Genomic DNA, 14,038 nt, shown 5'->3' with positions numbered 1-14,038 from the left:
GCCGCCGTGAAGGCCAGTGCCCCCGCCGCTCCGGCCAGTAGCTGCCGGCGTCCGATGTACGCCATGTGACGACTCCGTTCCGTTCCGTGACAATGCGTTGCGTGCGCCCAGCATGCCCGCCCCGGCCCGCCACGGCGCTCAACGTCGGGGGTAACGTCGGGGGGCGTGGCGGGCGTCGGAACGCAGTTACCACTGCCGAGTACGGGGGACCCGCGATGGATGAGCAGCGAAAGGCACGACGTGACGGACCTCTCTACCCTCCCGACCGACATCACCCGGGTCGGCGTGGTGGGCTGTGGCCAGATGGGCGCGGGCATCGCCGAGGTGTGCGCCCGCAGCGGTCTTGAGGTGATGGTCGCCGAGACCACCGGCGAGGCGCTGGAGATCGGGCGGACCAGGCTGCACAACTCCCTGACCAAGGCCGCCGAACGCGGCAAGATCAGCGAGGAGGAGCGGGACGCCACCCTGGCCCGCCTCAGCTTCACCACGGACCTCGGCGAGTTCGCCGACCGTGACCTCGTCATCGAGGCGGTCGTCGAGAACGAGCAGGTCAAGACGGAGATCTTCCAGGTCCTCGACCAGGTGATCACCCGGCCGGACGCGATCCTCGCCTCCAACACCTCCTCCATCCCGCTGGTGAAGCTGGCCGTCGCGACCTCGCGTCCGGACCAGGTCATCGGCATCCACTTCTTCAACCCGGCCCCGGTGCAGAAGCTCGTCGAGCTGATCCCTGCCCTGACCACCTCCGAGGAGACGGTCAAGCGGGCCGAGGCCCTGGTGCGGGACGTGCTCGGCAAGCACGCGGTCCGCGCCCAGGACCGTTCCGGTTTCGTCGTCAACGCGCTGCTCGTGCCGTACCTGCTGTCCGCGATCCGGATGTTCGAGTCCGGCATCGCGAGCCGCGAGGACATCGACAACGGCATGGAACTGGGTTGCGCCCACCCGATGGGCCCGCTCAAGCTGTCCGACCTGATCGGCCTGGACACCATCGCCTCGATCGCCGATTCCATGTACGCGGAGTACAAGGAGCCCCTGTACGCCGCTCCCCCGCTGCTCCAGCGGATGGTCGACGCGGGCCGCCTCGGCCGCAAGACCGGCTCGGGCTTCTACCCGTACGGCTGAACCACCCAGGGCCCCTGGGCGCGGCCCCGTACGGGCGCCCCCGGCGGCCGGCGCCTACGGGCGGCCGAGCCGCAGGTGGTGCAGCAGGAGCAGCCCGGCCGCCATGTTGGCGGCCGGGATCTCCCCGCGCGCGATCATGTCCGGCACCAGCTTGAGCGGGACCCACTCGCGGCGCGAGGACTCGAACGCGTCCTGCGGGTGTCCGGTCCAGGTCGCGCCGTCGGCCCAGTAGAGGTGGTGGCGGGCGTCCGTCAGGCCGTTGGACGGCTCGACGGTCATCAGGTGGTGCAGCGGGCCCGGTCGCCAGCCCGACTCCTCCTCCATCTCCCGGGCCGCCGCGCACGCGATGTCCTCGCCGTCCTCGACGACCCCGGCCGGGAGTTCCCAGCCCCAGCTGTCGGTGATGAACCGGTGCCGCCACAGCAGCAGCACCTCGTTGGCCTCGTTGACGGCCGTGGCGACGGCGACCGGCCGCAGCCTGATGACGAAGTGGTCCAGGTGCCGGCCGTCGGGAAGTTCCACATCCGCGAGGTTCACGTCGAACCAGCGGTTCTTGTACACGGTCTGCTCACTCAAGTTCGTCCACTGCACGGTATTGCCACCTTCCGGTTCGGTTGGTGACAACATCGCAGCAGTTCACGTCCTCACAGGGGAACGCGCAGCGCCTCGTCAATGAGCTGCGCGGTCTCCTCCACACCCGCCGAGCCGCAGGTCAACAGCTGTTCGCGGACCGTCCGCAGCCGGTCGCGCAGGCGCAGCGACTCCATCCCCTTGGCCCGTTCGGCCATTTCGGCCGCCGTCGCCACCGCCCCGTCCGCCTCCCCCTGCCGCAGCTGGATCTCGCAGAGCATCGCCAGCCGGTGCACGCGACCCCGATCGTGCGCCGGGGTGCCCACGGCCTCGACGGCCTGCGCGTGCGCCGCCCGCAGATCGCCGAGACTCAGCAGGGCCTCGGCGACCTGTACGTTCACCAGCCCGGGCTGCACGTACCCCGTCTCATCGGGCTCGGTGCCGGGCCGGATCTGCCCCGCCGCGGACTCGGCACGCCGGATGCAGGACAACGCCGCCGCCGTCTCCCCGAGTTGGGCGTACGCCTTGGCCTGCATCGCGTGGAGGTCGGCGGCCAGGGCCGGGGTGGTGTGCCGGCCGGCGGCCCGCAGCGCGGCCTCGGCGAAGGCGACGGCCTGCCGGTGGTCCCGCAGGTGCAGGGACTGGTTGACCAGCAGGGCGATCACGTACGCGCCGAGCCCGCGGTCCCCGCTGGCCTTCGCGAGGCGCAGCGCCTGGTGGAAGTAGCGCTGGGCGAGCCCGTGGGCGTCGGAGTCGTACGCGCAGATCCCCGCCACCGCCACCAGGGAGCCGGTGGCCCGGTACAGCAGGCGTCCGACCGGGTCGGGGTAACTGCCGCGCAGCATCGGGGCCGTCTCGTTGCCGAGGAAGCGGACGATCCTGTCGCGGGTGGCGACACCGCCGGCCCGCCGGTACATCAGCTCGTAGTGCGCGCGGGCGGCCCGCAGGATCTCGATGTGCTCGGGCCCGATCCGGTGCGGCCCCTCGCGGGACACGTCCGCGTCCTCCGGCGGGTTCTCCCACTCCCAGACCGGGATCACGGCCGGCGTCCCGGTGACCGCCTCGGCGGTGAGCTGCCCGGGCCGGCCCAACTCGTCCGATCGCCACAGGGCGGTGGCCCGGTCCACGAAACCGCTGAGCCGGGTCGTGTGCGGGGCCGGCAGGCCGGGCACGCCGAGCCCGATGTCGTCGAGGGCCACGGGGCGGTGCAGGCGTCCCCCGAGGACCTCGCAGATCAGGTCGGGCACCTGGCCGCGCGGCCGCTGGCCCTTCAACCACCGGGACACCGCGGTGTGTTCGTACCGCAGCGCGAGTCCTCGGGTCCGGCCCGCCTGGTTCACGTGCGCGGCGAGTCCGGCGTGGGACATTCCCGCCTCGGCGAGGAGGGCGTCGAGCAGGGCGTTGGGCTGCATGGGCCCTCCAAGGGCTCGTCGGAATTCAGGCTAGCGGGTGGGTACTTCACCCGGGGCTCGGTACGCCCGATTCACACGGGGTGCGAATCGAGTACGCGCATAAATGCGATCCGCACCCTGCCGCTCGGGGGGCCCGGCGCGCTTCACTGAAGAGCCTCGCCAAAGAGGCCGCTCGGGTCGTCGGCTCCCCCTCGTACAGTGCGACGACCCGGCACCGCGCCGCCCGCCTTGCTGTCTGCCCGACACTCCATGGCAGGCGGGCGGCGCGCCACGGCTGCCGCGGGACCCGGTTGGTCGCCGGGCCCCGCCAGCCGGGCCGTATCCGCACCGGGCCCGTCCACCGGCCCGGTGCGGAGCGGCACCACCGGGACCGGTGGTGAACGGGCCGAGCCGAAGTCGCGGTCCGGTTCCGCCGGTACGGGTGGGCACGGCCGGGTCGCTCAGACACGGTCGTTGCGCAGCACCAGCAGGGCGACGTCGTCGGCGAGCCGTCCACCGGTGTGGCGCAGCAGCGCGGCGTGCACGCCCGCGACCAGCCGCGCGGGCGTGAGCGCCGGCGCCTGCGCGAGGACGCGCCGCAGCGGGAAGAACCGGCCCTGCCCGTCCCGGGCGTCCTCGGCCCCGTCGGTGTGCAGGACGAGCGTCTCACCGGGCCGCAGCACCCCGCAGGACTGCGGTCTCAGGTCGTGGGGCAGCGGCACCACCCCCAGCGGAGGCAGCGTCTCGCCCCCGACGAGGGGTCCCACGGTGGCCCGACGCGGCGGGCCCTGGGCGGTGCCCGCGCGATGGCGGGGCCGGGCGTCGCGACCGCCGCACAGGGCCGGGTGGAAGGCCCCGCAGGGCTCCGGCTCCGCGTGCACGGCCGCCGGGCGGATCCTCAGCGGCCAGGGGTGACCGCAGTTGAGGGCCACCACGGTGCCCCCGGGCGCGATCTGGAGCAGCAGCACCGTGACGAACTCCTCCGACGCGGGCGAGCGCGGTTCGGCCGGGCAGGACGCGGGGTGCTCGGAGCGGGCCCGGTCGCGCACGTGCCGACCCAGCGCGCGTTCCATGCGGCGCAGCACCCCGCCCAGCGTGGGTTCCTCGTACGCCGCCTCCCGGAAGGATCCGAGCACCGCGGCGGCCGCCCCCAGCGCGGGCAGCCCGTGCCCCCGTACGTCTCCGATCACGACCCGGACCCCGTAGGGCGTCGGTACCGCCTCGTACAGGTCCCCGCCGACCGCCGCTCCCCGGCTGGCCGACAGTTGCGCGGCGGCCAGGGCGAGCCCGTCCATCCGGCCCGGCAGCGGGCGCAGCAGCACTCGTTGGGCGGCTCCGGCGATCTCCCGGGAGCGGCGGAGCTGGGTGAGCAGCCCGCGCCGCACGTGCAGGACGCAGCCCGCGGCGAGCAGGAGGAAGGCGGCGCACGTCGCGAGGCTCGCCGGCAGCGATCCCGATGAGGTCAGCTCCCAGGACACCGCGACGCCGGCCCAGGCCGTGACGCCCGCCCGGCCCGCCGGCGGCATCCGCCCGCGCGTGATCATCCGTAGGTCGCTCCCCTCCGGCCCTGCGGCCGGAACGATTGTGTCGACCTCCAGACGTACCGGACACGGGCCCCCGGGCTTCTCACCCGAACGAGTGAGACGAGGTTTCCCGCCCCCGGAAAGGCGGGAGGGGCGCGCCCGGTGATCCGGACGCGCCCCTCTCGACCTGCTCTTTCCTACGCCGGCGCGGTCACGCGCCGCGCAGCACCGCTCCGGTCCGCTCCGTCGCCAGCGCCACCGCCGCGTCGCGGGCGGCCGTGGACTCCTCGGCCGTCAGCGTGCGGTCGCTCGCGCGGAAGCGCAGCGCGTAGGCCAGGGACTTCTTGCCCTCGCCCACCTGCTCGCCGGTGAACACGTCGAACAGCCGCAGGGACTCCAGGAGTTCACCCGCGCCCTTGCGCAGCGCGGCCTCCACGGAGGCGGCCGGTACGGACGCGTCGACGATCAGCGCGACGTCCTGGGTCGCCACCGGGAAGGTGGAGATCCGGGGCGCCTGCAGGGCCTCGCCGCCGGCCGCCGCGAGGCGGTCGAGGTCGAGCTCCATCGCGCTGGTGCGGGCCGGCAGACCCATCGCCTTCACGACGCGGGGGTGCAGCTCGCCGGCGTGACCGATGACCGTCTCCACCCCGTCGAGGGTCACGACGAGCTCGGCGCACCGGCCGGGGTGCCACGGGCCGTACTGGCCCTGACGGACGACCAGTTCGGTGCCCGCCTCGACGGCCAGCGCACGGGCGGCCTGAACGGCGTCCGCCCAGTCGGCCGGGCGGCCCTTGCCCCACCAGCCGGCCTGCTCGCGGCCACCGGCGAGCACGACCGCGGCGTACCGCGGCTGCGCGGGCAGGGCCGCGTTCAGGGTCTGGATCTCCTCGTCGGTGGGACGCCGGTCGACGGGCAGTCGTACGGCGACGCCCGGCCGCGCGGCGGCCCGGAAGACCGAACCGGTCTCGAAGAGCGCGAGGTCGTGGCTGCCCCGGCTGTCGTTGCGGCGCAGCGCGCCGAGCAGACCCGGCAGCAGCGTGGTGCGCAGCGCCGGCTCCTCGTCGGAGATCGGGTTGACCAGCTTGACGACCTGACGGGCGGCGTCGTGCGCCGGGAGCTGGAGCTGGTCGAAGACCTGCTCGCCGATGAACGGGTAGCTCAGGGCCTCGACGTAGCCGGAGCCGGCCAGCGTGCGGCCGACCCGGCGGTGCAGCTGCTGCCGGGCGGTCAGACCACGGCCGGAGGGCACCTGCGGGAGGGTGGACGGGAGGTTCCCGTAGCCCTCCAGGCGGATGACCTCCTCGGCGAGGTCGTTGGGCTCGGCGAGGTCGGGCCGCCACGAGGGGACGGTCACGACGAGCTCGTCCTGGCCGTAGACGTCGCAGCCGATCTCCTGGAGGCGACGGACGACGGTCTCACGGCCGTAGTCCATGCCCGCGACGCGGTCGGGGTGGTCGGCGCTCATCGCGACGGTGCGCGGGGCGCCCGGGGCGGTGAGCTCGGTGACCCCGGCCTCGGCGGTGCCGCCCGCGAGCAGCACGAGCAGGTCGACGGTCCGCTGGGCGGCCGCGGCGGCGGCCTGCGGGTCGACGCCCCGCTCGAACCGCTTGGAGGCCTCCGAGGAGAGCTTCATGCGGCGGGCGGTGCGCGAGATCGTGATGGCGTCGAAGTGAGCGGCCTCGATGACGACGTCCGTGGTGCCCGTGACCTGCCCGGTCTCGGGGTCGGTGACGGAGTCGGCGATCTCGGTGTTGGCACCGCCCATGACACCGGCGAGCCCGATCGGGCCGCTGTTGTCGGTGATCACCAGGTCCTCGGCGTCGAGGGTGCGCTTGACGCCGTCGAGGGTGGTGAACTTCTCGCCCTGCTCCGCGCGGCGGACGCCGATCGCGCCGTCGAGGCGGGAGCGGTCGTAGGCGTGCAGCGGCTGGCCGAGCTCCAGCATCACGTAGTTGGTGACGTCGACGGCCAGCGAGATCGGGCGCATGCCCGCCTTCTGGAGGCGACGCGTGAGCCAGATCGGGGACCGGGCCTCGGGGTCGAGGCCGGTCACCGTGCGGGCGGTGAAACGGTCGCAGCCGGCCGGGTCGTCGATCTTGACCAGGTAGCCGTAGGAGTTGGGCGCCGGAACGTCGAGGAGCGCCGGGTCGCGCAGCGGCAGGCCGTAGGCGGTGGCGGCCTCGCGGGCCACACCGCGCATCGACATGCAGTAGCCGCGGTCCGGGGTGATGTCGATGTCGAGGACCTCGTCGATGAGCTGGAGCAGCTCGATCGCGTCGGTGCCGACCTCGTACTCCGGCGGCAGCACGATGATGCCGTGCGTGCCGTCGTCGCCCATGCCGAGCTCGTCGCCCGAGCAGATCATGCCGTGCGAGGTCCTGCCGTAGGTCTTGCGCGAGGCGATCGCGAAGTCCCCGGGCAGGACGGCGCCGGGCAGGACCACGACGACCTTGTCGCCGACGGCGAAGTTCCGGGCGCCGCAGACGATCTCCTGCGGTTCACCGGTGCCGTTGGCGGTGCCGACGTCGACCGTGCAGAACCGGATCGGCTTGCGGAAGCCTTCGAGCTCCTCGATGGTCAGCACCTTGCCGACGACGAGGGGACCCTTGAGGCCACCGCCGAGCTGCTCGACGGTCTCGACCTCGAGGCCGGCGTCGACGAGCTTGGCGGCCACGTCACGGCCGGTTTCACCCGCGGGGAGGTCGACGTACTCCCGCAGCCAGGAAAGCGGGACGCGCATCAGATCTCACTCCCGAACGGTCGGGTGAAGCGAACGTCACCCTCGACCATGTCTCGCATGTCTTCAACGTTGTGACGGAACATCAGCATCCGCTCGATGCCGAAGCCGAAGGCGAACCCGCTGTACTTCTCCGGGTCCACGCCGCAGGCGGTCAGCACCTTGGGGTTGACCATGCCGCAGCCGCCGAGCTCGATCCAGCCCTCGCTGGAGCAGGTGCGGCAGGGACGGTCGGGGTTGCCCACCGACTCGCCGCGGCACACGTAGCACTGCATGTCCATCTCGGCGGACGGCTCGGTGAAGGGGAAGAAGTGCGGGCGCAGGCGCGTGGTGGTGCCCTCGCCGAACAGCTCCTGGACCATGTGGTCCATGGTGCCCTTGAGGTCCGCCATGGTCAGGCCCTCGTCGACGGCGAGCAGCTCGACCTGGTGGAAGACCGGGGTGTGCGTCGCGTCGAGCTCGTCGGTCCGGTACACGCGGCCGGGGCAGACGATGTAGACGGGGGGCTTGCGCTCCAGCAGCGAGCGCGCCTGCACCGGGGAGGTGTGGGTGCGCAGCACGACGCCCGACTCGTCGCCCTGAGTGCCTTCCGGCCCCCGGACGAAGAAGGTGTCCTGCATCTGGCGCGCCGGGTGGTCGGGCGTGAAGTTGAGGGCGTCGAAGTTGAACCACTCCGCCTCGACCTCGGGGCCCTCGGCGACCTCGTACCCCATGGCCACGAAGATGTCCGCGATGCGGTCCATCAGCGTGGTCAGGGGGTGGCGGGCGCCGGCGGGGACCCGGTCGTAGGGCAGCGTGACGTCCACCGCCTCCTCGACCAGCACCCGCTCGTCGCGCTCGGCCTCCAGCTCGACCGTGCGGGCCCCGAAGGCCTTGTTCACGGCGCCACGGGCCTGACCGACGCGCTTGCCCGCCTCGGCCTTGGCCTGGGGCGGCAGGGCGCCGATCTCGCGGTTGGCGAGCGCCAGGGGCGAGCGGTCGCCCATGTGCGCGGTCTTCGCCTCGCGGAGCTCGTCGAGGTCGCCGGCGGACGCGAAGGCGGCGAGCGCCTCGTCCCGCATGCGCTCGATCTCTTCCGGTTTCAGTGCCTCGACCTCGACAGGGTCGTACGACTTGTTCGGTGCCGACATCTCTTCCCGTACTTCCGATGGCTGGCTGGTGGTCCCCGCACGACTCGATCGAAACGTCTCGCCGCGATCGGCACGTGGACACAAAGGTGCCAAAGGACGAGTCTAAAGGTCGCCGGGGGTGTGGGGCGCCCGTGGGCCGCCTGGCGAGATCCCGCGCGGGTTACTGCGTGAGATAGGCCGGTGCGGCGACGGGCAGGATAAATCGGAACCTGGCGCCGCCGCCGGGGCCGCGGCCGACGGTGATGGTGCCGCCGTGGGCCTCCACGATGCCCTTGACGATGTACAGGCCCAGGCCGGTGCCGCCGCGCTTGCTCCCCCGCCAGAAGCGGGTGAACACGCGGCCCATCGACTCCTCGGGGATCCCGGGGCCTTCGTCGGTCACGGTGACGGCGGTTCCCTTCTCGTGCGGCGATACGTCGATGGTGACCGTTCCGTCACCGTGGCGCACCGCATTTTCGAGGAGGTTGCCGAGGATCTGGTCGATCTTGTCGGGATCGGCCCACAGGTCGGGCAGGGGCCGGCAGACCCGGACGAGGAACCGCTCGGGGGCCTGGCCGTTCGCGGTCAGGGCCTGGACGTGCCGGCCCACGGCGGCGGCGAGGTCCACCGGCTGTCGGCGGACCTCCAGGCGGCCGGAGTCGATGCGGGAGATGTCGAGGAGTTCGGCGATCAGCCGGGTGACGCGGTTGGCGTCGGCGTCGACGGTCTCCAGCATGAGCCGCTTCTGGTCGTCGGTGAACCGCTCCCACTTGGCGAGCAGCGTCGCGGTGAACCCCTTCACGGAGGTCAGCGGCGAGCGCAGTTCGTGGGCGACGGTCGCGATCAGCTCGGCGTGGCTGCGCTCGGTGCGGCGGCGGGCCTCCGTGCCCCTCAGCGTGACGACGAGGCGGCTGAGCGGGCCTGTGGGGTGGGTGCGCACGTACCGGGCGGACACCAGCACCTCGCGGCCGCCGGGCAGCAGGAGGTTGCGCTCGGGCTGTCCCCGCCGGGTGGCGAGGCCGCCGTAGGGGTCCGTCAGGGCCCACCAGCGGCGGCCTTCGAGGTCCTCCAGGGGCAGCGCGCGGTCGATGCGGCTGCCGAGGGCCTGGCGGGGGTCGGTGGCGGTCATCCGGGCGGCGGCCCGGTTGAAGCAGATGACCCGGCCCGCGTGGTCGGCGACGACGAGCCCGTCGGGCAGGTCGTCGGGGTCGAGGCCGTATGCGGTGCCGCTGCCGGATCCGGGGGCGCCCGCCTGGTGCGGTACGCCGGGCAGGCCGTCGGGGACGGCGGCGGCCGGGCCGTGCGCCCCGGGGGCGTCCCCGGGCCGCTGCCCGGCCCCGGCCGCGGCTCCCGGCAGGCTGTTCGTACCGACGGTCATGTCCCCGTACCCCACATCTCCGAGTACCGCAGTGGGCCCCCGGGCCGTCACATTACTAGCTGGGGGTCACGGAGCGGCACCCTCCGGGCGCCCGCTGTGCTCGCGCGGACGCGTAGAGACACACGGCGGCGGCCGTCGCGAGGTTCAGGCTCTCCGCCTTGCCGTGGATCGGTACCCGCACGACGGCGTCCGCAAGCGCGCGGGTCTCCTCGGGCAGACCCCAGGCCTCGTTGCCGAAGACCCAGGCCGAGGGTCCGCCCATGGTGCCGGCGTCCAGTTCGGCGTCGAGGTCGTCCTCGCCGGCCCCGTCGGCCGCGAGGATCCGTACGCCGGCCGCCCGCAGCCCGTCCACGGCCTGGTCGACGGGTACGCCGACCGCCACCGGGAGGTGGAAGAGGGAGCCGACGGAGGCCCGTACGGACTTGGGGTTGTACAGGTCCACGGAGGCGTCGGTGAGGACCACCGCGTCGGCGCCCGCGGCGTCGGCGCAGCGCAGGACGGTACCGGCGTTGCCGGGGTCGCGGACGTGTGCCAGGACGGCCACCAGCTTGGGTCCGGCCTTGAGGATCTCCTCGAAGGGCGAGTCGAGGAAGTGGCAGACGCCGACGAGGCCCTGGGGGGTGACGGTCTGGGACACCTCGGCGAGGACCTCGTCGGAGGCGTGGTGCACGCGGGCCCCGGAGAGCAGCGCGGCCTCGACGATGTCGGCGTAGCGCTCGGCGGCCTCGACGGTGACGAACAGCTCGATCAGGGTCGGGCCCTGGGCGCCGCGGTGCTCGACGGCCTCACGGACGGCCTGCGGGCCCTCGGCGATGAACCGGCGCTCCTTGGTGCGGAAGTTGCGCCGCGCCAGGCGCCTGGCTGCGGCCACCCGCGGGGATCGGGGGGAGATCAGCTCGTCGGGGTAGCCCATGGGTCTCAGCGGTTCTCTCTACGGGGTCCGGGCGGGGAAAGCACGCGGACCCGCAGGCGTGAAGCCTGCGGGTCCGCGGTTGCCGGCCGCGCGAGGCGGCCGGCGAGGCTTTAGGCAGCGGCCTTCGGCGCGTTGACGTCGGCCGGGAGGGCCTTCTGCGCGACCTCGACGAGGGCGGCGAACGCGTTGGCGTCGTTGACGGCCAGCTCCGCGAGGATCTTGCGGTCCACCTCGATGTTGGCGGCCTTCAGACCCTGGATGAGGCGGTTGTACGTCATGCCGTTCTGGCGGGCAGCGGCGTTGATGCGCTGGATCCACAGCTGACGGAAGTCGCCCTTGCGCTTCTTGCGGTCGTTGAAGTTGTAGACCAGCGAGTGGGTGACCTGCTCCTTGGCCTTGCGGTACAGGCGCGAACGCTGACCGCGGTAGCCGGAGGCCGCCTCGAGGATCGCCCGGCGCTTCTTGTGGGCGTTTACTGCCCGCTTGACGCGTGCCACTTTTTAACTCCTTGTAGCGGGGCCGTGGTTGTCTTCACACGACCCGAATTCGATGGGGTCCCGGTCTTGACGTTCCGCTCCCGGAAGGGGAGCGGCGAACGTCACTTGCCGAGAAGCTTCTTGATCTTCGCGGCGTCGCCGGGGGCCATCTCCGCGGTGCCGGTCAGGCGGCGGGTGACACGGGACGACTTGTGCTCGAGCAGGTGGCGCTTGCCGGCGCGCTCACGGAGCACCTTGCCGGAGCCGGTGATCTTGAAGCGCTTCTTGGAACCGCTGTGCGTCTTGTTCTTCGGCATAGCGCCGTTATCTCCTCGTCGGTAACGCTCCCACCGGTCCTCGCGGACCGGCTTGCGGGAGCGTCATGTTGTGTCGGTGATCCGGGACGGGCTGCCCCGGAATCAGGCCTCGGCGTTCGCGTCGGCGTTCGCCTCGGTGGAGGGAGCCTCCTCGGAGGCGACCTCGGTGGTCTCCGCCTCGACGGGGGCGGTCTCCTCGGAAGGAGCCTCCTCGTCGCCTGCGACGACACCCTGGCGCTCGGCCTTGCGGGCGGCCTGCGCCTCGCGGGCTTCGGCCATCGCCTCGGTCTTCTTCTTGTGCGGACCGAGGACCATGATCATGTTTCGGCCGTCCTGCTTCGGGTTCGACTCGATGAACCCGAGGTCCTCGACGTCCGAAGCGAGGCGCTGCAGCAGTCGGTAGCCGAGTTCCGGCCTGGACTGCTCGCGACCACGGAACATGATCGTGATCTTGACCTTGTCGCCCTGCTTGAGGAACCGAACGACGTGACCCTTCTTGGTGTCATAGTCGTGCGGGTCGATCTTCGGCCGGAGCTTCATTTCCTTGATGACCGTGTGCGCCTGGTTCTTGCGCGCCTCACGGGCCTTCATGGCCGACTCGTACTTGAACTTGCCGTAGTCCATGAGCTTGCAGACCGGCGGGCGTGCGGACGCCGCGACCTCGACCAGGTCGAGGTCGTACTCCTGCGCCAGTTCAAGCGCCTTGGCAAGCGGCACGATGCCGACCTGCTCGCCGCTGGGACCGACGAGTCGAACCTCGGGAACGCGAATCCGGTCGTTGATGCGGGGCTCGGTGCTGATGGATCCTCCTCGGTAGCACCACACGGCTGCCTGGCAGACAGCCGCTGACGTCATTTGTCGTCAGACCTACCGCGGCGGGGAATGAAAAAAGCCCCGCCGGGCACAGGCAGGGGCTCCAAAACAACCGGAGCACCGCCGCGTGCGAACCGCGGGGCGCAAACTCGGGCAGCTTTCCATCGTCCGTACGGAACGATGGATACCGCCTGACCGGAAGACCTGCCTCCCCGAAGGGTGGTCAGGTGGGAGGGAGCCTCCACTTGTGGGCCGGGCACACAGGTGTCCGGCCGGTCGAAGTACATACTACCACCCGCGTTGCAAGCCTGCCGCACGGCATATCGTGGGGCGCATGACTGACGCGACGCCCTCCGATTCCACTTCCGCCTTCCCCGGCGCCTCCGACGCCCCGGACGCCCCGGCCGCCCCGGATTACGACGAGATGACCCGCGACATCGCGGACGTCCCCGCCGTCGAGGTCATCACGACGGTGGCCGTCCACCTGCTGAGCGCCGCGGCGGTCAACCTGGGTCTGGACAAGCCGGACTCGGAGTACAAGGACCTCGACGAGGCCCGCAAGCTGATCACCGCCCTCGCGGGCCTGGTCACCGCGAGCGCCACCGAGATCAGTTCCTTCCACGCGGCTCCGCTGCGCGACGGCCTGAAGTCGCTCCAGCTGGCCTTCCGCGAGGCCTCGATCGTTCCGGACGAGCCGGGTCAGGGTCCGGGCGAGAAGTTCACCGGTCCCGTTTACGCCTGATCCGCCGCTCCCCCCGTACGTGCCGCGGTCTCCGCGCGGCGAGCGAGGGCCCGGCCCCCGGAACCTTCCGGGGGCCGGGCCCTCGCTCGTTCTTCCGTGCGGCCGCCGGTCAGCGGGTGAAGAGCGGCTCCCCCGGCGGGACCGGTCCCTGCGGCAGGAGCAGCGCGAGGTCCAGGCCCCGTACGAGCCTGCCCCGCAGGGTCTCGTCGGCGGCGAGCGCGCCGGCCACCCGGCGGGCGGCGGCCTCGGGCTGCCGGCCGGCCTCGTCGGAGAGCACCACGGCGAGGGTGCCGTCGGCGTCGGCGCCGGAGCGCACCAGGTGGGCGCGGACCACGGCGGGATCCGCCTCCACGACGGCCCGTACGGCCTCGCGCACGGCGGGGTCGGCCAGCGGGCCGGCGTCGGTGCGACCCTCGGCCAGCGCGAGCAGGGCGGAGCCGGTGAGCTGGTAGGCGACGGGACCGGCGAGGTCCACGACGATCGTGTCCGCCTTCTCGTGCGCGGCGGCGGCGAGGGCCTGGTGCAGGGGGACGGCCACCGGCCGGGCGGCCGGGTCCCACAGCGCCAGCGAGGCGATGGAGGTGAAGGCCGGCAGGGCCCGCCGGTCGCCGGCGGTCAGGGTCGGGACGGCCATGTCGCTGGTCTTCTCGCGCTTGAGGCCGGTCCCGGGGTCGGTCTCGACCTCGCCGAGCATCGCCACGACGGGCACCAGCAGGCGGGCGTCCTTCAGGGCCGCGAGCACCTGCGGCTCGGCCGACCGGTCCGCCGCCCAGGCGGTCAGGGCCGCGCTCAGCCGGGGATCGGCGGTGCCGTCGTCGTCGGAGAAACCGGGATCGGGAATGTTCTTGGTCGCCACAATTACCCGAGCCTATCCCGCCGTGCGGTGCGCGGTCGCCGGGCCAGTACGCCCGCCACGCCGAGCAGGGCGAGCCCCGCGACGGCCGCGG

The 14,038-nt window shown here is 72.5% G+C and carries 13 protein-coding genes; 2 read left to right on the top strand and 11 right to left on the bottom strand.

All coding sequences use genetic code 11. The features are described 5' to 3' along the window. The first annotated feature begins 219 nt into the window (after positions 1 to 219). Positions 220 to 1,122, top strand: coding sequence for a 3-hydroxybutyryl-CoA dehydrogenase (locus tag NOD94_RS35715; RefSeq protein ID WP_281210387.1), 903 nt, complete (start codon positions 220 to 222; stop codon positions 1,120 to 1,122). Between the two features lie 54 nt (positions 1,123 to 1,176). Here NOD94_RS35715 and NOD94_RS35710 read toward each other — a convergent pair whose 3' ends face one another. The 10 genes from NOD94_RS35710 to infC form a co-directional block, all read right to left on the bottom strand. Next, a complete protein-coding gene (locus NOD94_RS35710) occupies positions 1,177 to 1,713 on the bottom strand; it encodes an NUDIX hydrolase (RefSeq protein WP_281210386.1) in 537 nt (178 codons plus the stop codon). Between the two features lie 53 nt (positions 1,714 to 1,766). Next, positions 1,767 to 3,104, bottom strand: coding sequence for a transcriptional regulator (locus NOD94_RS35705; RefSeq protein WP_281210385.1), 1,338 nt, complete (start codon positions 3,102 to 3,104; stop codon positions 1,767 to 1,769). Between the two features lie 440 nt (positions 3,105 to 3,544). Beyond that, complete coding sequence (locus NOD94_RS35700) at positions 3,545 to 4,627, bottom strand: PP2C family protein-serine/threonine phosphatase (protein ID WP_281210384.1); 1,083 nt, start codon at positions 4,625 to 4,627, stop codon at positions 3,545 to 3,547. A 190-nt stretch (positions 4,628 to 4,817) separates the two neighbouring features. After that, complete coding sequence (pheT, locus tag NOD94_RS35695; RefSeq protein ID WP_281210383.1) at positions 4,818 to 7,346, bottom strand: phenylalanine--tRNA ligase subunit beta; 2,529 nt, start codon at positions 7,344 to 7,346, stop codon at positions 4,818 to 4,820. Next, positions 7,346 to 8,473, bottom strand: a complete 1,128-nt coding sequence (gene pheS / locus NOD94_RS35690; protein ID WP_281210382.1) for a phenylalanine--tRNA ligase subunit alpha — start codon at positions 8,471 to 8,473, stop codon at positions 7,346 to 7,348. Before pheS ends, pheT begins: the two co-directional genes overlap by 1 nt. A 160-nt stretch (positions 8,474 to 8,633) precedes the next feature. Then, positions 8,634 to 9,830, bottom strand: coding sequence for an ATP-binding protein (locus NOD94_RS35685; RefSeq protein WP_281210381.1), 1,197 nt, complete (start codon positions 9,828 to 9,830; stop codon positions 8,634 to 8,636). 55 nt (positions 9,831 to 9,885) lie between these two features. Then, positions 9,886 to 10,743 (bottom strand): RNA methyltransferase, encoded by an 858-nt coding sequence (locus NOD94_RS35680; RefSeq protein ID WP_281210380.1) that lies wholly within the window; start codon positions 10,741 to 10,743, stop codon positions 9,886 to 9,888. Positions 10,744 to 10,853: 110 nt separating this feature from the next. Beyond that, entirely contained in the window at positions 10,854 to 11,240 is a 387-nt protein-coding gene (gene rplT, locus NOD94_RS35675) for a 50S ribosomal protein L20 (RefSeq protein WP_007263143.1), read from the bottom strand. A 101-nt stretch (positions 11,241 to 11,341) separates the two neighbouring features. Then, positions 11,342 to 11,536 (bottom strand): 50S ribosomal protein L35, encoded by a 195-nt coding sequence (rpmI, locus tag NOD94_RS35670; protein WP_030387121.1) that lies wholly within the window; start codon positions 11,534 to 11,536, stop codon positions 11,342 to 11,344. Positions 11,537 to 11,638: 102 nt separating this feature from the next. Further along, positions 11,639 to 12,361, bottom strand: a complete 723-nt coding sequence (gene infC / locus NOD94_RS35665) for a translation initiation factor IF-3 (protein ID WP_281210388.1) — start codon at positions 12,359 to 12,361, stop codon at positions 11,639 to 11,641. 322 nt (positions 12,362 to 12,683) lie between these two features. Between infC and NOD94_RS35660 the strand changes: the two genes are divergently transcribed. Beyond that, on the top strand, positions 12,684 to 13,091 hold the full coding sequence (locus tag NOD94_RS35660; protein ID WP_281210379.1) for a DUF1844 domain-containing protein: 408 nt from the start codon (positions 12,684 to 12,686) through the stop codon (positions 13,089 to 13,091). 109 nt (positions 13,092 to 13,200) lie between these two features. Here NOD94_RS35660 and NOD94_RS35655 read toward each other — a convergent pair whose 3' ends face one another. Beyond that, positions 13,201 to 13,947 (bottom strand): SseB family protein, encoded by a 747-nt coding sequence (locus NOD94_RS35655; RefSeq protein WP_281210378.1) that lies wholly within the window; start codon positions 13,945 to 13,947, stop codon positions 13,201 to 13,203. Positions 13,948 to 14,038: the final 91 nt, after the last annotated feature.

It is taken from the genome of Streptomyces sp. Isolate_45 (assembly GCF_024721315.2).
Lineage (GTDB): Bacteria > Actinomycetota > Actinomycetes > Streptomycetales > Streptomycetaceae > Streptomyces.
This window is presented reverse-complemented; position numbering and strand designations above follow the sequence as displayed.